Below are 22,971 nucleotides of genomic sequence, written 5' to 3'. Positions count from 1 at the left end.
TCCTTTCATTGTTTGATTCAATTATAAATAATTCCAAAGGGCAAATCACCAACGATATATAAGCAGTTTACCGACGAAACTTAATATAATAATCATCTTTCTAAAAACTGATATAAGTATTCTTCCATCTTAGGCGTCCACCATTCCAGATATCCTGCCTGCGTCGGATGAACCGGATCTGCCATATAAACTTCATATTCTTTTTCAGAAACGTCATTCATCTCCTCGTCATTCCAAAGGTCGATCACGCCTATTCCATATTTATCCTGAAGCTCAAACAATACATCTACCATCTGCTGATACTGTTTACTGTCATATTTTGTTCCGGTATAAAAGATCACGGGACAATTCCATGTCTGCTTTGCATATACAATGATATATTCCATTGCTCCTGTTATCGTCTGTGTATCAAAATCCTCCAGATTTTCTGAACTGCTGATTTCTCCCATCGGCATTTCCTTCGACGCGTCATTCGTGGAAAGCTGACAGACAAATGCATCGAATTTCTCATCTGTACCGATATTATTTTTCATCCTTTGGATATAAGACGTCTTTCCGTTATCCACTAAAGTAGTACCGCTTACAGCTTCTTTTACATACTCACAGCCATTTCTGTAAGAGATATAATCTGCGAAAGAAACATCCATTGAGTACAGACCTAAGGTTACAGATGATCCAAGGTAGCAGATACGCTTCCCTTCAAGAGGGCTGTTTTCTAACGGTTCTATATTTTCCAGACTGTATTTTTCTGCGTTTCCCGGCATTTTTTTCAGTTTGTTCTTCCAGACAAAATCAAACGGTCCTCCACCGCCTGCTGCTCCTACTAAATATGTCAGGCCGATTCCCACAGCCAGAATCAGAATTAAAACGATACTTAAGATAATCTTCAATATTTTCTTTTTCATAATCCCTAACTCCTTATTATTTTCAACTTTCATATTAAGAGAACTAACCGTCTGTATTTACCGGTCAGTTCTCGCAAATACTGTCATTTTGTTTTCTTTGATTCTTTATTCAAACTGATACATTCCGCTTCCTACCTTGTATAATCTGCCATCCGGCATCTTTACAACGGCAGTCGTGTTGCAGGGGATTTTTACTTTCAGCTTAAATTTCCCTTCGTCCATACTCCACCTGACTGCGATTTCCCCGTACTCACTTATATAAGTACGTTTTACACTGGTAAACGCATTGTCCGGCTCCGGTGCGATTACAATCTCCTTAAATCCGGGAGCAGCCATATCAATGCCGCTTATCTTCCGGAACATCCAGTCGTCCACGCATCCAAAGGCATAGTGGTTCAGGCTTGTCATAACCGGAGACCCGTCCTCCTTGTAAGAAATGTAATTTTCCCAGATTGTTGTCGCTCCCTGCTTCACCTCATAAAGCCATGACGGGCACTTTGTCTGGAGCAGGATTTTATATGCCTTGTCCATCCTGCCGATCTTACAGAGCGCATCCAGCAGATACGGCGTCGTCAGGAACCCTGTATCCAGACAATCCCCGTTTTCTTCTATCTTGCGGATCAAATGTCCGGCGATACTTTTTTTCTTCCTTTCAGGAGCAAGATCAAATGCGATTGCCAGCACATAACTGCCCATAAAATCAAGAGGCATCTTCCCATCATCATCGATCAGTCCTTTTTGAATGGCAGATTTCATTCTGGACGCAATGTCATCATAGTATAATTCGTCTGATGTATGCCCGAGGAGTGCTGCCGTATCTGCCATGATCCGGCAGGAATTCCATCCAAAAATTGGCGCGCAGTATGTAGAAGTATTGATAAGTTTTGCAGCGCTTTGGTCTGCTCCGTCTACTGTCTGGCTCGGTATGAGCCACTCCCCGTACTGATGTCCTGTATTCCACAGATACTGGTCAATTTCTTTTGGATGTTTCATCTTGCCTCTACGCTTCTTTGCAGTGTTGATGATATAGTCGCACCACTTTTTCATTGTGTCATACTGCTCTCTCAGTATCCTGATATTTCCTGTAAGCTGATACATGCTCCACGGTACGATACAGGCGGCATCTCCCCATCCTGCTTCTCCCACCGGTTCAAAATTGCGGTATACGATCCGATTCAGTTTCTCCAGTAATTCATAGATTCCGGTAAGGGGGATCACATTGGGGATTGCCCCATTTTTCTGCTGACTGAAGGTCATATTACGCAGCCATCTTGTCAGAAATGGGGTTACATTTTCGTTGAGCATGGCTGTTCTTGCATAAATCTGGATATCTCCGGTCCATCCGCCTTTTTCTCTCTGCGGGCAGTCCGTGGGGATTGAAAACAGATTCGACCGCTGAGACCATCTTGTATTTTCGTAAAGCCGGTTTATATCTTCGTTGGACGTCTCAAATGTTCCCAGATCCTCATTGTCAGAAGACAGGACAATCGCTGTGAAATCCTCCGGGCTCACCGGCTGATCGCATGTCACTCTCACATAGCGGAATCCATGATATGTAAAATGCGGTATGTATTCTGTGAATTTCCCGTTTGAGATATAAATATCACTTTGCTTGTGCCCTGTTTTCTCTGACATGAAAATATTGTTGAAATAGTTTCCATATTGATCAAGAGTTTCAAAATGATCTAATACCATTTTTGTTCCGGCCGGCAGTTTGCTTTTTACCCGCAGAACACCTGCCAAGTTCTGTCCAAAGTCAATGATCGTCTCGCCTTTCGGGCTAACTGTCATTCCTACTGCCGGCACTTCTTTTACCGGGCGCACCGGTTCCCCGTACTGAGCCACCAGGTTCACGTAAATTTTTCCGCATGGAATACCGGTTTTCCAGCTGCTGTCATCGAATCCGCAGCAGTTCCAGTTTTCCTGTTCCATCCGTGCGTCATAGAGTTCACCTGCAAACAGATCTGATGAACGAATCGGACTTTCTGAAACTTTCACCGTATCATCTGACAGCACCATTTCACTCGTTCCGTCTTCATAATCAATCTTTATCTGAAATAACACAGAATGTTCGGCTTTAAACTTCCTGCTTCTCGGTTTAAAGTTCGCGCTGTCATACCAGCCGTCCCCCACCAGCATTCCTATGACATTTCCTCCCTCTCTCAAAAACGGGGTCACATCATAAGTCTGGTAGCACAGATATTTAGAATAGACGGTAAATTCCGGCGCAAACTCTCTGTCATCCGGACGCATTCCGTTCATGCTGAGCTGATATGCTCCGTGACAGGTGGCATAAACGCGCGCTCGTTTTATGCCGTCTCGTGCATCAAATTCTTTGCGAAAATATTCTGCCGGGTTCTGCCCGCCGGTTCCGGGTTTTACCTTTTTCATAGGAAACGGAGATTTCACCCACTCGGCCGTCCATTCTTTCTTCATAAATCCTGTCTCAAAGGATGAGGATGCCGCCGCCTTTTCTCCGTTATTAACTGTCACTTCCACTGTCCAGTTGTAGTCACTGAGACTTTGTAATGGTTTCCCGGAGTACTCCACAAAAATACTTTTATCACTTTCTACCATTCCAGAATCCCACATTACTTCGTCCATATTTTTCACTGTGATATGATAGGATGTCTGCATCACATTCTTTTCATCACTAGTGATTACCCATGAAAAATAAGGTGCTTCGTCCACGCATGGTCTATATTGACTGTTTACTTTAAGCCTTATAAGCTCCATAGCAACCCTCCTGATTAGAATTTTGCCAGTGCCGCATCCAGCATCTGCGCCTCATCTTTTTTTATCTCTCCTGCGAATGTTTTCGCGACATCTCTAAGCGAAAGCCCATATGCAATATCGGGGATCATATCCACTTCCATCATTTGAGAAAGAAACGCGCGGATATCCGGATGGTTCAGCAGTTCTTCCATTGTCGAGTCTATGCTGTATTTCTTCTTTAAAGGCTGTGACGCCTCATAAGCGACTTCATATTCTCCGGCTCTCACACGGCAGATTCCATTTTCCACCTCTTCAAATAATGGATTTTCTTTATCTTCATATACAGATTCCGACGCATATGGAAGAACCACTTCTGCACTTCCGCCGAACGGAACCGTAACAGTGACCGTGATTTTATTATCCTCTGATATCTCCCAGCCGCACTGATAGCATCCGCTTGCCGAATCATAAACAGCTTTTACATATTTCAGTCCATTATTCACTTTCGGGCTGATCCGCATCACCCTGCCTCCCGGGTTCTGTTCCGTCACATCAATCCCGGCCGCATGACGGAAGATCCACTCCAATACAGCGCCGTAAGAATAATGATTTAGACTGTTCATCCCCGTGCTGGAGACATGTCCGCTCTCATCCAGTGAATTCCAACGCTCCCACACCGTTGTTGCTCCCAGCTTCACTTCATGGAGCCAGCCCGGGTATTCCTTATTCAGAAGCAGCCGGTATGCCGCGTCTGTCATTCCATGATCAGTCAGGACATTGCACAGAAGCGGGGTTCCTACAAACCCGGTATTTAATTTATTTTTATTATCCCTGAGAAGCTTTTGCAGCATCTGCTTTGTCAGTTCTTCATTTTCAGACAGATGATATTTCAGTGCAAGAATAAGCCCTGTCTGCGTCTTCACCGCACATCTGCCTGTAGCAGTAAAATATTCTTCTTTCACGACCTGCCACTGACGGTCTGCGATTTTCTGATACTCCTGTCTCGTTTCTTCCAGTCCAAGCACCTCTGCTGCTTTTGCAACAATCTGTGCACTTGCCGCGTAGTAGATGTCTGCAATGTATGCTTCATCAGTCGCTCCATACACGCTGTTCGCAGCGGCACCTGTACGGTCAAGAGCAAGCCAGTCACCATAATGGAAAACCTGTCTCCATCCATGATGGTCTCCATCAATTCTCCGGATATAATCGACCCACGCTTTCATGCTCTCAATTTGGTTTTCGAGTATTGTTTTGTCCCCGCTGAACAAATATACGTTCCAGGGGATGATACATGCGGCGTCTCCCCATGCGCAGGAACATTTTGTCGGTCCGAATGTGGGGACAATCTCCGGAACCATTCCGCCCGCCAGAAGCTGTTCCTGATACAGGTCGTATAAATATTTTCGGTAAAACGCATAGGTATCAGCCAGATAGCTTGCAGTCGCGGAAAATACCTGTGTATCTCCTGTCCAGCCCATCCTCTCATCTCTTTGGGGACAGTCTGTAGGCACATCCAGAAAGTTCCCTTTCATTCCCCATTCGATATTGGAGATTAATTTGTTCACAAGATCATTCCCTGTCTCGATTGCCCCGATGCTCTCATAATCACTGTAAAGAACAAGCGCCGTAAAATCCTCACACGAAAGGTCCCTAACCCCGGTCACTTTCACATATCGATAACCATAGTATGTAAAATGAGGCGTAATCACCTTTTCTGTACCATCAGAAACATAAATGTACTCCGAAAGTGCAGTTCTTAAATTCTCGTTGTAGAAACATCCGTCCTGAAGCACCTCGCCCGTCTGAATCCTGATAGTTGTCCCCGCCGGCTCATGCACCCGCAGCCGGAAGATCCCCGTGATCTCCTGCCCCAGATCAAATACCTCTTCTCCGGCAGGAGTATGGATCAGCTCTGCCGGCTTCATCTCCTCCTGTACCTTAACTGGAAGAGATAACCGTTCCATAAGCCGGCCTTTCGGAACCTTTGCGATCCGCGCAGGAGACTCCTCTACCGGCGGCAGCGTATCATCTCTTCTCTCACCGTCATAGATATTGGAAAACCACAAATTGCTTCTTGTAACTGACCAGGTTTCATCAGAACTGATCACATCTTTCGTTCCGTCTTTGTACTCTATGTGAATCTCCGCAATCAGCTTCCACTCGTCACCGTAATATGCTTCCCGCTCCGGATCATTGAAACCGAACCTGCCTTTATACCAACCGTTTCCGAGAAGAACAGACAGCACACCTCCTCGTTCTGCCTGTTCTGTGATGTCATACGTCTGATACTGGATCCACCGGTCATAATTATTGCAGTACGGAGTCAGATACTCTTCACCGATTTTCTTAGGATTTTCTTTATTTTCCCCAAGAAATATGCCTCATACAATCCCAGGCCGCAAATGTACAGTCTTGCGCTTTTCACTTCTTTTGCCGGACGAATCCTCTTTGAGAAAATCGGATGCCGTTCCTGACTGCTGTCACAGGTAATCCACCTGCCCGTCCACGGTTCATCCATTTTGGCGGTCTCAAAGAACTGCGTGTCTGATTCGATCACTTCCTCTGCATCTGTTGTCACAATAACTTTCCAGTAATATCTTGTATACGGCTGCGGTTCAAATTCCACTCTTGCAGAGAGACTGTCCAGCTCTGCCTCCCCCGTGTCGTGACAGATATCTGTAAAGGTTTTGTTCTTGCTGATCACAATCCTTGCATGTTTCTGTTCCTGTCCTCTGCCGCCTTTCACTTTCCATGAAAATACCAACGGTTTCAGATAAAACCCTAAAGGGTTTGTGATATGATTTGTTTTTGCCGCATAAATCTTGCCCATAATTCTTCCTCATTTTCATGCTGATACTTTTTCATCCAATAATAAGCCAACCGTTCCTCCCACTACTGACACAGAGCATTTAACTCCACGATCATCTGCTCGATCGCTTCGCCCGGAATAACGCTTAAAAATGATTTCAGCGGCATCTGCGCAATAATTTCCGGAGTCACAAGCTGTACCTCCCCATCTTCTTTCTTAGGTTCTTCTCCCTGTGATATCCCCTCAAGATACTCCATCATTTTCCCTGCTGTCTTCGGGTGGTTCATCAATTCCCCCATTGTAGTGGTCATATCCACAGTGAACGGCAGCAGCACATCAGTAGTAAATGTAAGTTCTGCAGCCTCTCTGATCTCATCGCTGGCATGCCCGATCTGGATCTCATATGTACCTGACGGAGTGTACCAGTCGTGAATCTTTGTCTCGTAGTAAGCAAAATCTCTCGCGCAAAGTTCCATTGTAACCGTCTTCTTCTCACCCGGATTCAGAAATACTTTCGCAAACCCTTTTAGTTCTTTCACTGCTCTTGGCACCGTGCTGTCCTTGTCACTGACATAGAGTTGAACCACTTCACTTCCTGCCCTCTTCCCTGTATTCTCCACATCAATGCTCACCTTCAGAATATCTCCATCTTTCATTTCCGCAGAAGAGAGTTTCATATTGCTGTAGCTGAATTCCGTATATGACAGTCCATGGCCGAATGCCCAGCGCACCGGTACTTTCTTCGCATCATAGTAACGGTATCCGACAAAGATATCTTCTCCATAGAGAACAGTCCTGCCGTCTCCAGGGAAATTCAGGTAACTCGGGTTGTCTTCCAGACGATATGGGAACGTCTCCGCCAGACGTCCTCCTGGATTTGCCTCCCCAAATAACAGCCGGTCGCTGGCCTCCCCAATGCCTTCTCCTCCCAGATACATCTCCAGAATGGCATTTACAGACTCCGCCCATGGAGTTTCTACGGGACTTCCGTTATGAAGAACCACTACCACATTTTTCTGTATCTCAGCCACAGCCTCTATAAGGCGATTCTGACACTTTGGCAGTTCCATGGATGTTCTGTCATATCCTTCCGACTCAAAGCTGTCCGGCAGTCCGGCAAAGATTACAACTACATCTGCGCCCGCTGCCGCTTCACACGCCTGTTTCAGATCCTCTTCTGTCATCTCGTCACGCTCTGACGAGAAGCCTTTCACGTACTCCACTGCCCTGCCTTTTCTCACCGCAGTTTCCAGAGCCGACACTACGCTGTCCGTATTGATGTGACTCGATCCCCCGCCCTGGTATCGCGGTTTCTTTGCAAATTCCCCGATATAGACTACTTTCTGTTCTTTTTTCAGCGGCAGCACTCCCCTGTTTTCCAGAAGTACGGCGCACTCTGTTTCGATATCTGCCGCTGCTTTGTGATCCTTTTCCCTGTCAAATACAGTCTCCGCTTTCCTGTTATCTGTGTAGGAGAAGACTACTTTCAGTATGCGTTCCACCGTTCTGTCAAGAATTTCTTCCTCCAGTTCTCCATTCTCCACTGCCTGAATAATCTTTCTTGTATTATATCCTCCTGATCCCGGCATCTCCAAGTCAAGACCGGCTTTCAGTCCTTTCACCCGGTCATTTACAGCTCCCCAGTCACTGACCACATATCCTTCAAATCCCCACTCATCCCGCAGGATATCTGTCAGAAGCTTCTTATTCTCTGAAGAAAATACTCCGTTGATCTTATTGTAGCTGCACATCACAGTCTTTGGCTGCGCTTTCTTCACCGCCTCCTCAAAAGCCGGCAGATAAATTTCCCGGAAAGCCCGTTCCGATACTTCCGACGATATCTGCATACGGTCTGTTTCCTGATTATTCGCGGCGAAGTGTTTCATACTGGTTCCGATGCCTTTCGACTGTACGCCCCGGATATATGCTGACGCCATCTTTCCTGTCAGATATGGATCTTCGGACATATATTCAAAATTCCTTCCGCAGAGAGGACTGCGTTTGATATTAACTGCAGGGCCGAGGAGCATGCCCACGTTCTCAGCCTGACACTCGTCCCCAAGGATCTGTCCCATACATTCCATCAGTTCCACGTCAAAGCTGGATGCCGTGGCGCAGGCTGCCGGAAAGCAGACTGCATTCACACTTTTATTCAGGCCGAGATGATCTGCCGCGCCTTCCTGTTTGCGCAAGCCGTGCGGGCCGTCTGTCATCATAACGGAAGGAATCCCTAACCTTTCGATTCCCATCGTGTTCCAGAAATCCGCTCCCGAACATAGTCCTGCTTTTTCCTCCAGTGTCATCTGTCTGATCAATTCTTTCAGGTTTCTGCTCATTATGAAATCCTCCTTAAATAAATTCTTATCTGTTCCTATCTGTGGGCTTCCCAGAAGATGACTGCTTCCTGAAGCCAGTTTTTCACTTTTGTTTCATTTCCTATTCCAAATCCATGTCCCAGTCCGTCAACGATTCTGACCGACACATTTTCTTTGCCCAGTACCTTCTCTAATTCCGGCAGTTTATCTTCCACATTTGCAAAACCGAACTCATCATCCCGCCCTACGATAGAAAATACCGCCAGTCCCTTGTCCTCCTGCAAAGCTTTGATATTCCAGTCCAGACCATACATAGGGAAGATCACCTTCGGTCTTGGCAGATGATTCTTGTGGCAGCAGTCCTCATAATTGGCAAATGAATACGCCGTGGTCATAAGTCCTCCTGCTGAAAAACCAAAGATGGCATAATCATCCATGTTTACAGAAAACTGTTTTTGATGCTCCGTCAGATATCGAATCACTTGTGTCAGTTCCCTCGCGGCAGCCTGTCCCTGCTTTACCTGTTCTGTCTCACCCAGCTGTCTGCCGACCGGATAACTTACGACGAAAACAGAATATCCCATTTTATGCAGCTTCATCGCCACAGGATACCCCTCGCAATCAGTTACATTACTGATAAATCCGCCTCCCGGAACTACAATGGCAAGTGGTTTTCCCTGTTGTCCTGATAAAACATTCCCGTCAGATGTGACCTGTACGGATGACCCTTCACTGCTTCCGCAGGATACAGATCCGACACCAGCCTTGCCTGACCTTTCTCAACAAGTCCGGTTAGATAATTGAAAGATTCCAAGGCTGCATCCAATTGTTCCTCACGGCCCGGCGCCTTTAAAAAATCCTTATACTTTACAGGCGCAATAGCTTTCAGCACGTTGTCCTCCACATTGAAAAACATATGTTTAAAACCGCCGAATACCGGATGCTGCATGAAAAATCCAACTTTGTCCTCCCCCGTTCCCGGACGGAAATGTCCGTTTTCATCGTAATAGCTGCTTTCCTTTATTTTTGGAAATCCGCAGATGCCAAGAAGTGCCGGCAAAAACATGGCACTTTTTTTATAGACATATAATGTCGCACCGATTACAAATAATAAAACAATCACCACTACTGCAAAAAATATCTTCATCCTAACCTATGCCTCCTTTTCTTACTGACATCTTACTTTATACAGACTAAAATTACATCAACGAAACATAAGTGATTTACCGACCAAACTTAATAAATATCCGAGATTACTCTGTACACCTTTGCCCCCAATATGGTATATTTTAGACAGGTTAAATAAACTGCTGATGACTATAATCACAGTTCATTCATATCTCGAAAAGGAGAGATTATATATGATGACATTATCTGCATTGAATCAATTTCTGAAGCAGCACACTACCGAAGAAACCCAGCGTCTGAATGGTGTAAAGAAAGATTATTCACAATTTCCTGTTGCCAGAGGTAAGTTTGATACACCCTGTTACCGTTTTGATACGAACCTTGAAGATCTGCGTTCTTTATTTCTTTCAAAGAAAGTGCTTCCGAGTTATTACAACTTCGCTGTTGTAAAACAGGATCGTTTTGAAAACGTACCTCTGCATATCCATGAGTGGCTGGAGTTGAGTTATATTTATTCTGGTTCCTGCACAATGACGATAAATAAGACTACATTCAGGCTAAAAGCCGGGCAGATGGTTCTGATCAGCCAGAATGCACCTCATTCTGTCAAAAGATGTTCAGAAAATGATATTATCATCAATTTTCTGCTGACGCGCGAATATCTGAACGGTACTTTTTTTGAACGCCTGTCTCAGGATAATTACCTTACACACTTTTTCATTGAGGCTCTGAACACCACGATGCAGGAAAGCATGTATATTGTCTTTTCCCCGGAACAAAAACAAAACCGGCTGGCAGATCTTGCCAACCAGTTTCTCTGTGAATTTTATTCTCCGTCCGTAACATCCGGACCTTTTTTAGACAGTCTTTTTACGCTGATTACCTGCGAGATGATCAATCTGTTCCAGCACGGTATGGTTCTAGATCACGCCTCTGTGGATCAGATTTATACCATACTCCGATATATCGAAACAAACTTTGCGGACTGTACCCTTTCTTCTACAGCTGAGTTTTTTAATATGCACCCAAACTATCTCTCTGCCTACATACGCCAGCATACCGGAACCACTTACAAAGAGCTGGTCCAGACACACCGGCTCTCTCAGGCGGCAAAATTGTTAAGGAGCACCGCACTTTCCACAAATGATATCAGCCTTGCCGTCGGATATCAGAATACCAGCTTTTTCTTTCAGCTGTTCCGCAAGAAATACGGATGTACGCCTATGGAATATCGAAACATGCTTCATGCTTCTGATACGCCAAATATGTGATATGTACATTATTTGCCATATAGAAACTTTTCCGGTAAAGTTACTTTAAAATCTTTCGCCAAATCTCTGAACTTCTGAGGTGAGATTGTCTGTCTTTTATCCGGTCTCATGGACAGCATCTTTACAAGGATTTCCGCGGATTTCTCTACGGTGTGCATTAATCCGAATGTAAGATCAAAGTCTTCCCCTGAGCAGAACATGCCGTGATGCGCCCAGATTGCCACATCATATTCTTTCATCAGGCACTTGTCGCCACTGCGATCTCACGGCCGCCCGGCACCATCCATCCTACTACACCGATTCCGGAAGGAAATACAACCGGGCACTCGGTCGCCATCTCCCAGAGTTCTCTAGTAAATACTTTATCCTCCAACGGCAGTACAAATGTCAGTGCGATCACATTCGTGGTATGTGCATGATAAACATTGGTAACGCCTTTTTTCACTTCATGGTTCATCAGGTGACTCGGCAGCTCACTGGTCGGTCTGCCTCCGTTTACCAGACCCCAAAGGATGCGGTAATTCTCTCCTTTTTCATCCAATTCGATGATATTTTGCATAGACTACCACTTCGAAGATGCAAAATTGTCACTATGTAGTTACACAGATGCTATCAGATTCACTAATAGCATCGCCTTACTTTATCGCCCTCTATTCCTGCTAATCGGAATTACGTCCCCAAAATACTTACTATCCTTCACCGCTACAAGTTCCACCTCAACACACTTCTGCTGCCATTCCTTACAAGCCTCTTCATACCTTTGCCTCTCCTCACGAACCATGAATAGCTCGGTATAAAACTCCGAAGCATTTGCATAGTCTGCATCCTGAAGCACATTTGAAAGCTCTGATTTCATCCTCCCTGCTTTTCTATCCAATACAGCAATCTGCTCCTGCAACTCTTTCTTTCACTTCTAATGCCAATGTGAGTGGACATATAGGTGTCCGTTTACGAACCCACCGCCGTATCCGGCGTGATAGCCCCCTGCAAGGGCGAAATACACAGAGTACAAAACGAAGTTTTGTGCGATGGGTGTATTTCGTCTGCGAGGCTTAGCCCTCGCATAAATGCACGAGGGCTGGTTAAAAAATCTATCCTCAGCGCAAAAAGGAAAAAGCCACATACCTTCGCAAAGATACATGGCTTCAATTACGCTGATAACTGTATTTAATTGGCTACAATTCGTGCCGTATCCGGCACCACTTTTTTCTTCTAAAATTGAGGCTACAATTCCTTCCATAAATGATGCCATAACACTTCCATTTATAAATGTTTTGTAGCCTTCTGCTGTCATTCCCCGCAAAAACTGAAATCCAGCAACTCATTGATATCAGGATCCATCTGATACTTCTTCACATCCTCCTCTGTGTAATCCATATTCCCAGAAGCACCCTTATCGTCAGGCACAGGTTGTTCCTGTCCAACCGCCTGAATAGGCATTTCTGTATGCCTGATGATTGCATAAGCGCTGAGTTCTTTGCGGTGGTGATATCATATCCAAGAAATCTTGCTTTATCTTGACTATGTGTTATCTTGGTCTTTTTTTCGGACATCTCAAGATGCAGAGTATCCTCGAGAAATACTCTGAATTTTTCCTTGATTTCAGATGCATCCTCAAATGAACCTATGGCTAGCTTGCATTGATTATCACGCAGATTGCAGACAGCAAAATACTAATCTGCCAATACATCACCGTAACATCTTCCCTTCGGTGCGGAGATGGTTAGCTCTAGCCTCTGACTTTCCTTCAAGCAGTTTAGCTTCATCCTCATATAGTACCTTTCACCTCGACACTCAGTCGCAACTTGGAAGCTTTGTTGACTTGTGCCTTTACAAACGTGCTGTTGTCCCCTTTATGTTTCCATTCAAGGTTAGTTGTTGGCGATAAGACTGTGTTCTTCACACTTGATAATTTTTCTTATTGTTTTCTCAAAACAAAATCATAATGACCCACGTCGCTTGGGTGTCCACCCCAAACGCCTTACGGGCGCACAGAATCTACCATCGCCACTATCGCCTGATCATCATCCAATTCTCTTATAACTGCCGGAACCTCCGCAAGACCAGCCCAGCCGGCATCTGCCTTTCGTCTGTGTCCTGCAATCACTTCATAACCTTCTCCGTCAGGATTCGGTCTTACAAGCAAAGGTACAATCACACCCTCATCTTCAATACTTTTCATAAGGGCACACAGCTCTATGTCCTGCTGCACATGAAAAGGATGGTTCTTAAAGTCCTTTAACTCGCTTATTCTGATACTCTTTATCTCTTCCATTACAACCTCCGTTCTTCCGGTAGAATAACTTCTACTCAGTTACGTCAATGTTATCTGCAAACAGAAAAAGACCGCTCATCTCCAATTACTTGAAAATGAACGGTCTTTCACGCTTCGTATTCTATTGAATAACTTCAAAATATTAATTGTACTTTTATGTGTTTCCACACCCCACATCCAATACGACTGAGACATTCACACCGTCTGAAATTGCTTTTTTGTAGGTTTTTCTATCACTCTGTGAGAACATCATATGTCGCTCAAAGTGCCGGAAGTCGAGAAGTTTTACAAACTTCCCGACTCGCGGGCAGTCGTCGAATTCCGCATAAACACTGGCTTTACAGCCAGTTATTTCTTCGGAACTCTCCTCGTTGCCTTCGCGCAAATCAAGGATTCTTACATATCGACCCGATGTAGTGCAACCACGCACTCCACATGGCACGTCATCGGGAATTGGTCAACCCCTCGGACTTTCTTTACTTCATACCCCAGCTCCCCAAGCACCTTCACATCTCGTGCCAGCGTTGCGGAATCGCAGGATACATACACGATGCGGTCCGGCTGCATGCTGGCCATGGTGTGGAGGAGGTTTTCTTCGCAGCCTTTTCTCGGCGGATCGACGACGATGACGTCCGCGTGGGCGTGTTCGCCCGGGTGGTCTTTGGCGTACTGTTCGTAGTAGGCCGGAAGAATCTCTTCCGATTTTCCAACGAAAAATTCAGCGTTTTCGATCTCGTTAATTTTCGCATTGTTCTTCGCATCCGCGATTGCCTCCGGGACGATTTCGACACCGTAGACTTTTTTGGCTTTCTGCGCGAGGAACAGGGAAATCGTTCCGATGCCGCAGTAGAGATCCCAGACCGTCTCATTTCCGGTGAGGTCTGCGTATTCCAGGGCAAGACCGTACAGTTTTTCCGTCTGCGCCGGGTTGACCTGGTAGAAGGACAGCGGGGAGATCCGATATTTTACGGTTCCAATATAGTCGGTGATATACCCCTGTCCCCACAGGCAGCGGATTTCTTTTCCCATGATCACATTGGTCCGCTCACGGTTTACGCTTAGGGTAATGCTTGTCATGCCTTCGAGTTCTGTCAGCGATTTGATGAGTTTCTCCTCGGCCGGCAGTTTCTTTCCGTTCACAACGAGACAGACCATAATCTCTTTCGTCATAAATCCAAACCGGATCAGCACATGGCGCACCAGGCCTTTGCCGGTCTCCTCGTTGTATGCCGGAACGCCGTTCTCCTCCATCCAGGCAAGAATGCGGTTCAGAATCTCCTCGTTCTGCTCCACGCCGAGATAACAGTTCCGGTTTTCCATGATCTGATGCGTTCTTCCCGCATAAAATCCCGTAATCAGCTTTCCATTTCTATCCTGCCCGATCGGAAACTGGGCTTTGTTTCGATAGCGGAACGGATTTTCCATCCCCACGATCGGCTCCATCGGGATCTCCGCCATGCCGCCGATGCGCTGGAGATTTCCGGCGATTTTCTTCTCCTTAAAGCGAAGCTGCTCCGCATAGTCGAGCATCTGCAACTGGCATCCGCCGCACGGACGTGCAACCGGGCAGACCGGCTCGACGCGGTGCGCGGACGGCTCGATCAGGCGCATCAGGCGCGCGTAGCCGTAATTTTTCTTTGCTTTGATCACTTTTACCTCGGCAAGATCGCCGATGACGGTGTCCTTGACAAAGAGGGTATAGCCCTCGCATTTGCCTATACCCTCTCCGTCGTGTCCCATATCTTCAATTTTCACCGTCAGTACATCATTTTTCTGATAGTTCATGAAAAGTCTCCTGTTCTGCGGATGTTGGACTCAAAAAACCGGTTGTAGCCAAGCCACTCATTGCCGGCCGGCGCTGCGTCAAACAGCTCGGTCAGGGTTTCCATTTTGGCATCGGCATTGTCCGCCAGGTTCAGCGCTACCGCCTCTACCATTGCCGGTTTTTTCGGGGAACCGTATTCCAGCTCGCCGTGGTGCGCCAGAATGCAGTGCTTTAACTGATTCTCGAGTTCCTGTGGGAAACCGTCGATCTTCTGCGCCGCATCGTGTACCATCTCCGCACCGATCATGATGTGGCCGAGCAGCTGTCCGTCATTGGTGTAATCGTTCTGCGGGAATAAGGAGAGTTCTTTCGTCTTTCCGATATCGTGCAGAATTGCTGCCGTAATCAGCAGATCGCGGTTCAGAATCGGATACGATTTTACCATAAAATCGCAGAAACGGGTGACACTTAACGTATGCTCTAAAAGGCCGCCGACGAATCCGTGATGCACGCTTTTTGCTGCAGAGCTCATGCGGAACCGTTTTGCGGTCTCCTGATCCTGGATAAAATAATACGTCAGCAGTTCGGAGAGATACTGATTTTTCACCGTTCCGATCCAGGAGAGCAGCTCCTGATACATCGTATTGATGTCGTAACGGCTCGTCGGCAGATAGTCCGCCGGATTATATTCGCCCTCTTCCGCTTTTCTTGCATTTTTAATGGAAACCTGAAGTGCTCCATTGAAACTGGAAACATCTCCCATAATATCTACATAATCCAGTGCTTCAAATTCACGGATTCCCATAGAATTCGGATCCCAGATTTTCGCATCGATCGTACCGGTTTTATCCTGTAAGATCACGTTTTCGTACTGTTTTCCGTTTTTGGTAACAGCCGACTGTTTATGTTTGCAGAGATAAATTCCGGAAATGCGGTTTCCTTCCCGGAGTTCGTTGATATACTTCATAAAAATAAATCCTCTTTTTCTAAAATAAATGCGGACACAGTGTTCCGTTTTTGTTTCTATGATGCCGTTTTTATGATGCAAAGCCTGTGCTCCTGCATGCCTTACCAATTCTACCAGATTTTCCTGCAGAATGCACGTATTTTTTCATCCGCCAGTGGAAAACCATTCGAAAAGAAAAGCTTCCGGAAGCCCCACCGGCTAAAACCGGCTTTTTCTGCTCCCGAAAGCCTCTGTTTTTTATACTTCCCCCATCGTCACATCAAACGTCATCTCCGCATACCCTTCAGCGCCTTTCCGCATCGCCGTCACGGTAACCACGTCTCCTGTGCTGTATTTGCCAAGCTGTTCATGGTACTGTTTGATCGTCTCAACCTTGTGCTCCCCGACCTTTACAATCACATCGTACTCTTTCATGCCCGCCATCATCGCCGGAGAATCGTCTGCGACGCGGCTGATGAGAACGCCTTTTGGAATGCCGGTTTTATCGGAAAGTTCTTCTGTGACATCCTGTCCGCGGATGCCGATATACGCGCGGCTCACGTTGTTGGAAAGATTTTCGATCAGCTTTTTGATCTGGGAAATCGCAATGCCCGTCACCACGTTGTTTCCCTTGGCACTGTAACTCTGCGCAATAATGCCGACGATTTCGCCGTCAAGATTTACCAGAATGCCGCTGCCGTCCGTGCTGCCGAGGATGTCGGTGGTCAGCAGATTGTACTCATTGTCCAGCGCGGAAATCTTGTTCGTAACCGAAGTCACCACACCATACGCAATCGAATTGCTGTAGCCGACCGGGCTTCCGACAGCCACGACCGGGTCACCCTGGCTGACGAGATACGAACTGCCGAGCGGCGCAACCGCAAGACCGTCCCGTGTTTCCTCATCCAGCTTCGATTCATCCACCTTCACAATCGTAAGGCCGGTGCTCGGATCGTGGCGCTGGTATGTGGCATCCACCATCGTCTCGTCCCAGAAGGTGACCTGAATCCGCTCCACATTTTCCACGATGCGGTATTCCGTCAGAATAAAGAGATCCTGCCCGTTGTCCGCAACAATCAGACCGGAAATCTGCTGCTGGTTTTCATAGTTCTGGTTAAAATAGTCCATCTGATTGGTAATGCCGATGACGGTAACCAGCGCTCGTTTTGGTTTTTCCGTTACTTCCAGCATATCCTGGTAGAGCGCTTCATAATTTTTCAGGCTGCTGTTCTTTTCCTCCGCATCCGTTTCCCCATCGACACTGGAAACCTCGCTGCCCTCCTCCGGCTCTTCGGAAGTGCTGCTTTCCGTTCCCTCTGCCGCTCCATTCTCCTCTGTGCTTTCGGAAACCGTACTTTCGGATACACTGCTTTCTGAAGTACTGCTATCCACTGTAGAACTGCTGATTTCCGAACCGGAGCCGCTGCTGTCTACCGACGCACTCGCCGAAGATGCGGTAATTGTCTCATCCGGCTCCTGTCCGCTGTTTGGATCCTCATCTCCCGGGATATCCACTTTCGCCGGCAGCTCTTCCCTGGTAACTGCTTCTGCAATCTTTGGCTCTGTCACCGCAAATACCGCGGCCGCAACCAGACCGCCAAGCGCCGCAAGTGCCAGCCATCCGGCAATCAGAAGAACAATCTTTTTCCAGTCGGGCGGCTGCTTTTTGATGCTCTCTTTCATGAATTTGTAAGGTTTTGGGTCATTTTCCATACATTTCTTTCTCCATACATCTGTATTCCATACCGAACTGCTCTGCGCATATGCGCTTCCGCAATCTTCACATATATAAAAAACTTTACCAGATAGATATGAACATTTTATGAAGACTGTTACATTTTTTTCTCATTTGCGCAACATCCTGCATTTTCTCGTTCTTGGGGTTTCTTTCTTTTCTTTTTTAAGGTATAATTGGGGGAGTGGAAAAACCTGTGACCCACATTCCACTTCCGGTCTGTACTTCCCGTGCAGATATATAATCAGATCGCTACTGTTCACTCAGCAGTGAAACACTTGCTGTTTCGCTGCGTAAGAAAGTGATTCAGGTGTGAGCAGCCCTCCTTTTGCGAAGCAAAACTTTAAATGAGGGCTGCGAATGTTACAGTTCGCAGGGTACCTGTGAACTGTAACATCAGATCCGTGCGGTATTGCATCAAAAATACCGCGTTATCTGTAGACAATGACTGAATTATGAATTACGAAAAGGTAAGTATTATGAATCAGAAAGCATTAAAAACGCTCGAATACGACAAAATTATCGAACAACTGGCTTCGTATGCCAGTTCTCCGCTGGGCCGGAAGAAATGTCTGGAACTCGTTCCTTCCTCTTCCCTTTCCCAGATTACACGGATGCAGCACGAAACACACGACGCGCTCACCCGGCTCTTTAAAAAAGGCCACATTTCCTTTGGTGATGCCAAAGATATCCGCGGCGCATTAAAGCGTCTCGAAATCGGCAGCTCCATGAACATCACGGAGCTTCTGCAGACCGCCGCACTTCTGGAAAACACGGCACGCGTCAAAGCGTACGGCCGCCGCGAAAATGCGGACCAGACGCCGGACAGCCTCGAAGATCTCTTCGAAACACTGGAGCCTCTGACGCTGCTTTCCACGGAAATCCGCCGCTGTATTCTCTCCGAGGATGAAATCAGCGATGATGCAAGCCCGAATCTACGCCGCATCCGTCGTTCCATCAAATCGTGTGAGGAAAAAATCCACAGCCAGTTAATCTCGCTCGTCAACGGTTCCTACCGCACGTATCTGCAGGATGCCGTCATCACGATGCGCGACGGCCGCTACTGTATCCCGATCAAATCCGAGTACAAAGGCCAGGTTCCTGGCATGGTACATGACCAGTCCTCGACCGGTTCCACCTTCTTTGTCGAGCCGATGGCCGTTGTCAAACTGAACAACGATATCCGTGAGCTGGAAATTGAAGAAGCAAAAGAAATCGAGGTCATCCTCTCTACGTTGAGTGCCCAGGCAGACCTGCACCGCGATGAGATCCGTTACGACCTCGAAAACATGGTAGAGCTTGACTTCATCTTCGCGCGCGCCGCTCTTGCAATGGAGCAGAACGCCAATGAGCCGATCTTCAACACCGAAGGTAAAATCCACCTGCGCAAGGCACGCCACCCGCTGATCAATGCGAAAAAAGTCGTTCCGATTGATCTGTCGCTCGGCGAAGATTTCGACCTTCTGATCGTCACAGGACCGAATACCGGCGGTAAAACGGTTTCCTTAAAGACGGTCGGACTCTTAACACTGATGGGCCAGTCCGGACTTCACATTCCGGCACTCGACCGCTCCTCCCTTTCCGTTTTCGACGAGGTTTACGCCGATATCGGTGATGAGCAGAGCATCGAGCAGTCGTTGAGTACCTTCTCCTCCCACATGACGAATGTGGTTTCCTTCCTCGACAAGGCAGACCGCAATTCCCTCGTCCTGTTCGATGAGCTCGGCGCCGGTACCGACCCGACAGAGGGCGCGGCGCTTGCCATCGCGATCCTCTCTACGCTCCACGAGCGCGGCATCCGCACCATGGCAACGACACACTACAGTGAACTGAAAATCTATGCCTTATCCACACCGGGCGTGGAGAATGCCTGCTGTGAATTCGATGTCGAGACTTTAAGCCCGACATACCGCCTGCTCGTCGGCGTTCCTGGAAAGAGTAATGCGTTTGCGATTTCCAGCAAACTCGGCCTGCCGGACTACATCATCAACAAGGCAAAAGACGAAATCAGCGAGCAGGATGAATCGTTTGAAGACGTTCTGACCACTCTCGAGCAGAACCGGATCACGCTGGAACGCGAAAAAGAAGAGCTTGCCCGCACCCGCGCGGAAGTCGAATCCCTGAAGCAGAGCCTTGCCAAGAATCAGGAACAGATCGACGCAAGAAAAGAAAAGATGATCTCCAATGCAACCGAGGAGGCACAGAGAATTCTCCGCGAGGCGAAGGAATACGCCGACCAGACGATGCGCGATTTCCAGAAATTTGGAAAAGAGAATGTTTCCGTCCGCGAAATGGAGCAGAAACGTACCGCTCTGCGTGAAAAAATGAACAAGCTCGATAAGAAAAAGGCGAAGGAAGTGCCGAAGCGCACCGGAAATCTCCGCCCGCAGGATCTTCATCTCGCGATGCCGTCAAAGTCTTAAGCATGAATCTCAAAGGTACTGTCAGCACCCGCCCGGATTCGAAGGGAAATCTCTTCGTCCAGATGGGTATCATGCGGACCAAAGTGCATATCTCCGACCTTGTGCTGATCGACGAGGCTGTCATCACCGGCCCGTCCATCTCCCGCACAAGCAGCGGAAAATCGAAGCTTTCCAAGGCTGCCACGATTTCTACCGAGATCAATCTGCTCGGAAAAACGGTGGATGAAGCGGTTGCCGAACTCGACAAATATCTCGATGACGCTTATCTCTCCCATCTGCCGAGTGTCCGCGTTGTCCACGGAAAAGGAACGGGCGCACTGCGGAAAGGCATTCACAATTATCTGCGCCGCCAGAAACACGTAGCGGACTTCCATTTAGCGGAATTTGGCGAGGGCGATGCCGGCGTTACGATTGTTACGTTTAAGAAATAAAAACTCAGGAAAATATGGGACGGAACGCATACTGTATGCGGTTCCGTCCTGTCCCCAGTGAAGGAGAATCTTTTATGGCTTCCAAACAGAAAATTCTGATCGTCGATGACGATAACAATATCGCAGAACTGATTTCTCTCTATCTGACCAAGGAATGCTATGACACAAAAATTGTAAACGATGGAGAAGAGGCTGTCCGGGAGTTTCACTCCTTCCAGCCGAACCTGATTCTGCTCGACCTGATGCTGCCCGGCATGGACGGCTACCAGGTCTGCCGCGAAATCCGGCACGATTCCGATGTTCCGATCATCATGCTCTCGGCAAAGGGCGAGGTGTTCGACAAAGTCCTCGGCCTGGAACTCGGCGCGGATGACTACATCATCAAACCATTTGATTCCAAGGAACTCGTTGCCCGTGTGAAAGCAGTGCTGCGGAGATTTCAGCCATCACGCACGATCCCGGTGTCCGCGACCGCAGGAAAATGTGTCGAGTACCCGGATCTTATCATCAACCAGACGAACTATTCCGTCATTTACCAGGGCCGCACCGTCGATATGCCGCCGAAGGAACTGGAGCTTCTCTACTTCCTTGCTTCCTCACCAAACCAGGTCTTTACGCGAGAACAGCTCCTCGACCATATCTGGGGCTATGAGTACATCGGCGATACCCGCACGGTAGACGTTCATATCAAACGTCTCCGCGAAAAAATCAAGGACCATGCCTCCTGGGCCATCACGACGGTCTGGGGCATCGGTTACAAGTTTGAGGTTAAAAAATAATGCGACGCACGCTTTACCGGAAATTAATTCTCATTTATGTCATTCTCGCCATTGCCGGCTTTACGCTGATCTCAACGGTCGGCTCCCGCATGGTGGAGGACAGTCTGGTCTCCAGCGCGAGCACCAGTCTGTACCGGGAGGCCACGCAGATCGCTTCCAAACAGGGCGACCTTTATTACCACAGTGAGCGTTCCCTGACGGATCTTTACAATTCGCTCAGTGCACTGGCTTCCTATCACAATTCCCAGATCTGGCTCATCAGCGCAGACGGGGAAATTCTGCTGAACACGGCAGCTGCACTCGATGAGGAAAACCCGGAGATCATCGACGGTTTTGATCCGGTTGCGCTCGGCAGCGAGTATTACAGCACGGGAACGTTTTTCGGCTATTTCGAAGACAAAATGCTGAGCGTCATGGTTCCCGTCACCTCCGATTTCCGGATCAATGGCTATGTCGCCATCCACCTTCCGCTGCAGGACGTCTATCAGCAGAGGGAAAGTCTGCTGGCACGGATTGATTTTCTGTTCCTGCTCGTGTTCGGACTCTCGTTTGTGATTCTGATCTTTTTCTCCCTCGTCGTGTACCGGCCGCTGAAAAAGATCATCAACGGTGCAAAGGAGTATGCCTCCGGCAACCTGACCCACAAAATTGATGTTAAATCTCACGATGAGATGGGGTATCTCGCTTCCACGCTGAACTACATGTCCGGCGAGCTGAACAAGACCGGCGAATACCAGCGGAAATTTGTGGCGAACGTCTCTCACGACTTCCGCTCACCGCTGACCTCGATCAAAGGCTATGTGGAGGCAATCCTCGACGGAACGATTCCGCCGGAAATGCAGGAAAAATATCTGAAAATCGTTCTGTTTGAGACAGAACGGCTGCACAAGCTGACGCAGAGCCTGCTGACGCTGAACGACATCGACGATAAAGGGAATATGCTCGATCTGACCTCGTTTGACATCAACGCCGTCATCAAGGATACCGCCGCTTCGTTTGAGGGAACCTGCACAAAAAAACGGATTTCCATTTCACTGATCCTCGCATCGCGCACCTTATACGTCTGCGCCGATATGGGAAAAATCCAGCAGGTGCTGTACAATCTCATTGATAATGCAATCAAATTCAGCAACAACGATTCCACCATCACAGTTGAGACAACGGAGAAGCACGGTAAAGTCTTCGTCTCCGTCAAGGACACCGGCTGCGGCATTCCAAAGGCAAGCATCACGAAAATCTGGGAGCGCTTCTACAAGCTCGACGCCTCCCGCGGCAAGGACCGCAAAGGAACGGGACTTGGGCTTTCAATCGTCAAAGAGATCATCACTGCGCATAACCAGAATATCAATGTCATCAGTACAGAGGGCGTTGGTACCGAATTTATCTTTACACTCGCCAAAGGCGAAGCACCAAAATAAGCCCCTCCGCCGAGGGGCTTTTTTGCCAGACATATCAAACTAACTCTGGAGGTAAT

The 22,971-nt window shown here is 47.5% G+C and carries 15 protein-coding genes and 2 pseudogenes; 4 read left to right on the top strand and 13 right to left on the bottom strand.

Going from position 1 to position 22,971, the window contains the following annotated elements; translation table 11 throughout:
• Nucleotides 1-92: 92 nt before the first annotated feature.
• The 7 genes from DXA55_RS09010 to DXA55_RS17295 form a co-directional block, all read right to left on the bottom strand.
• The gene (locus DXA55_RS09010) at nt 93-905 is read right to left on the bottom strand and encodes an SGNH/GDSL hydrolase family protein (RefSeq protein ID WP_227093632.1); all 813 of its coding nucleotides are present in this window, start codon (nt 903-905) and stop codon (nt 93-95) included.
• A 105-nt stretch (nt 906-1,010) separates the two neighbouring features.
• On the bottom strand, nt 1,011-3,641 hold the full coding sequence (locus DXA55_RS09005; protein WP_117813817.1) for a family 78 glycoside hydrolase catalytic domain: 2,631 nt from the start codon (nt 3,639-3,641) through the stop codon (nt 1,011-1,013).
• 14 nt (nt 3,642-3,655) lie between these two features.
• Complete coding sequence (locus DXA55_RS09000) at nt 3,656-5,914, bottom strand: alpha-L-rhamnosidase (RefSeq protein ID WP_242998444.1); 2,259 nt, start codon at nt 5,912-5,914, stop codon at nt 3,656-3,658.
• A 29-nt stretch (nt 5,915-5,943) separates the two neighbouring features.
• On the bottom strand, nt 5,944-6,450 hold the full coding sequence (locus DXA55_RS17705; RefSeq protein ID WP_158581228.1) for a glycoside hydrolase family 78 protein: 507 nt from the start codon (nt 6,448-6,450) through the stop codon (nt 5,944-5,946).
• Nucleotides 6,451-6,512: 62 nt separating this feature from the next.
• Nucleotides 6,513-8,765 (bottom strand): glycoside hydrolase family 3 C-terminal domain-containing protein, encoded by a 2,253-nt coding sequence (locus DXA55_RS08995; protein ID WP_117802661.1) that lies wholly within the window; start codon nt 8,763-8,765, stop codon nt 6,513-6,515.
• A gap of 35 nt (nt 8,766-8,800) precedes the next feature.
• Nucleotides 8,801-9,382 carry an alpha/beta hydrolase gene (locus tag DXA55_RS17300; protein WP_330415199.1) on the bottom strand — a complete coding sequence of 194 codons (582 nt, stop codon included), beginning with the start codon at nt 9,380-9,382 and terminating at the stop codon, nt 8,801-8,803.
• Between the two features lie 17 nt (nt 9,383-9,399).
• Nucleotides 9,400-9,891, bottom strand: a complete 492-nt coding sequence (locus DXA55_RS17295; protein ID WP_199605767.1) for a hypothetical protein — start codon at nt 9,889-9,891, stop codon at nt 9,400-9,402.
• Nucleotides 9,892-10,105: 214 nt separating this feature from the next.
• Between DXA55_RS17295 and DXA55_RS08985 the strand changes: the two genes are divergently transcribed.
• On the top strand, nt 10,106-11,143 hold the full coding sequence (locus tag DXA55_RS08985) for an AraC family transcriptional regulator (protein ID WP_158565064.1): 1,038 nt from the start codon (nt 10,106-10,108) through the stop codon (nt 11,141-11,143).
• Between the two features lie 8 nt (nt 11,144-11,151).
• On the opposite strand, the pseudogene rhaD reads toward DXA55_RS08985, so the two are convergent.
• The 6 genes and pseudogenes from rhaD to DXA55_RS08940 form a co-directional block, all read right to left on the bottom strand.
• Nucleotides 11,152-11,693 (bottom strand): annotated as a pseudogene (rhaD, locus tag DXA55_RS19270) (rhamnulose-1-phosphate aldolase); the annotation flags it as partial.
• A gap of 90 nt (nt 11,694-11,783) precedes the next feature.
• On the bottom strand, nt 11,784-12,020 hold the full coding sequence (locus DXA55_RS08975) for a hypothetical protein (RefSeq protein WP_118700810.1): 237 nt from the start codon (nt 12,018-12,020) through the stop codon (nt 11,784-11,786).
• Nucleotides 12,021-13,124: 1,104 nt separating this feature from the next.
• Nucleotides 13,125-13,418, bottom strand: a complete 294-nt coding sequence (locus DXA55_RS08960; RefSeq protein WP_055267517.1) for a ParB N-terminal domain-containing protein — start codon at nt 13,416-13,418, stop codon at nt 13,125-13,127.
• 396 nt (nt 13,419-13,814) lie between these two features.
• A complete protein-coding gene (gene rlmD, locus DXA55_RS08950; RefSeq protein WP_117813813.1) occupies nt 13,815-15,203 on the bottom strand; it encodes a 23S rRNA (uracil(1939)-C(5))-methyltransferase RlmD in 1,389 nt (462 codons plus the stop codon).
• Nucleotides 15,200-16,150 (bottom strand): 3'-5' exoribonuclease YhaM family protein, encoded by a 951-nt coding sequence (locus tag DXA55_RS08945; protein WP_055228015.1) that lies wholly within the window; start codon nt 16,148-16,150, stop codon nt 15,200-15,202. Before DXA55_RS08945 ends, rlmD begins: the two co-directional genes overlap by 4 nt.
• Nucleotides 16,151-16,387: 237 nt before the next feature.
• Nucleotides 16,388-17,842 carry a S1C family serine protease gene (locus DXA55_RS08940; protein WP_117760729.1) on the bottom strand — a complete coding sequence of 485 codons (1,455 nt, stop codon included), beginning with the start codon at nt 17,840-17,842 and terminating at the stop codon, nt 16,388-16,390.
• A 501-nt stretch (nt 17,843-18,343) separates the two neighbouring features.
• Here DXA55_RS08940 and DXA55_RS08935 point away from each other — a divergent pair.
• The 3 genes and pseudogenes from DXA55_RS08935 to DXA55_RS08925 all read left to right on the top strand — a co-directional run bounded on the left by DXA55_RS08935 (nt 18,344) and on the right by DXA55_RS08925 (nt 22,915).
• Nucleotides 18,344-20,718, top strand: a pseudogene (locus DXA55_RS08935) (endonuclease MutS2).
• Between the two features lie 74 nt (nt 20,719-20,792).
• Nucleotides 20,793-21,497, top strand: a complete 705-nt coding sequence (locus tag DXA55_RS08930) for a response regulator transcription factor (RefSeq protein WP_022461607.1) — start codon at nt 20,793-20,795, stop codon at nt 21,495-21,497.
• Nucleotides 21,497-22,915 carry a sensor histidine kinase gene (locus DXA55_RS08925; RefSeq protein ID WP_022461606.1) on the top strand — a complete coding sequence of 473 codons (1,419 nt, stop codon included), beginning with the start codon at nt 21,497-21,499 and terminating at the stop codon, nt 22,913-22,915. Before DXA55_RS08930 ends, DXA55_RS08925 begins: the two co-directional genes overlap by 1 nt.
• Nucleotides 22,916-22,971 lie beyond the last annotated feature (56 nt).

The organism is Blautia sp. OF03-13, from assembly GCF_003460685.1.
Lineage (GTDB): Bacteria > Bacillota > Clostridia > Lachnospirales > Lachnospiraceae > Fusicatenibacter > Fusicatenibacter saccharivorans.
The sequence above is the reverse complement of the archived record's forward strand: the minus strand, read 5'-3'. Positions and strand labels throughout refer to the sequence as shown.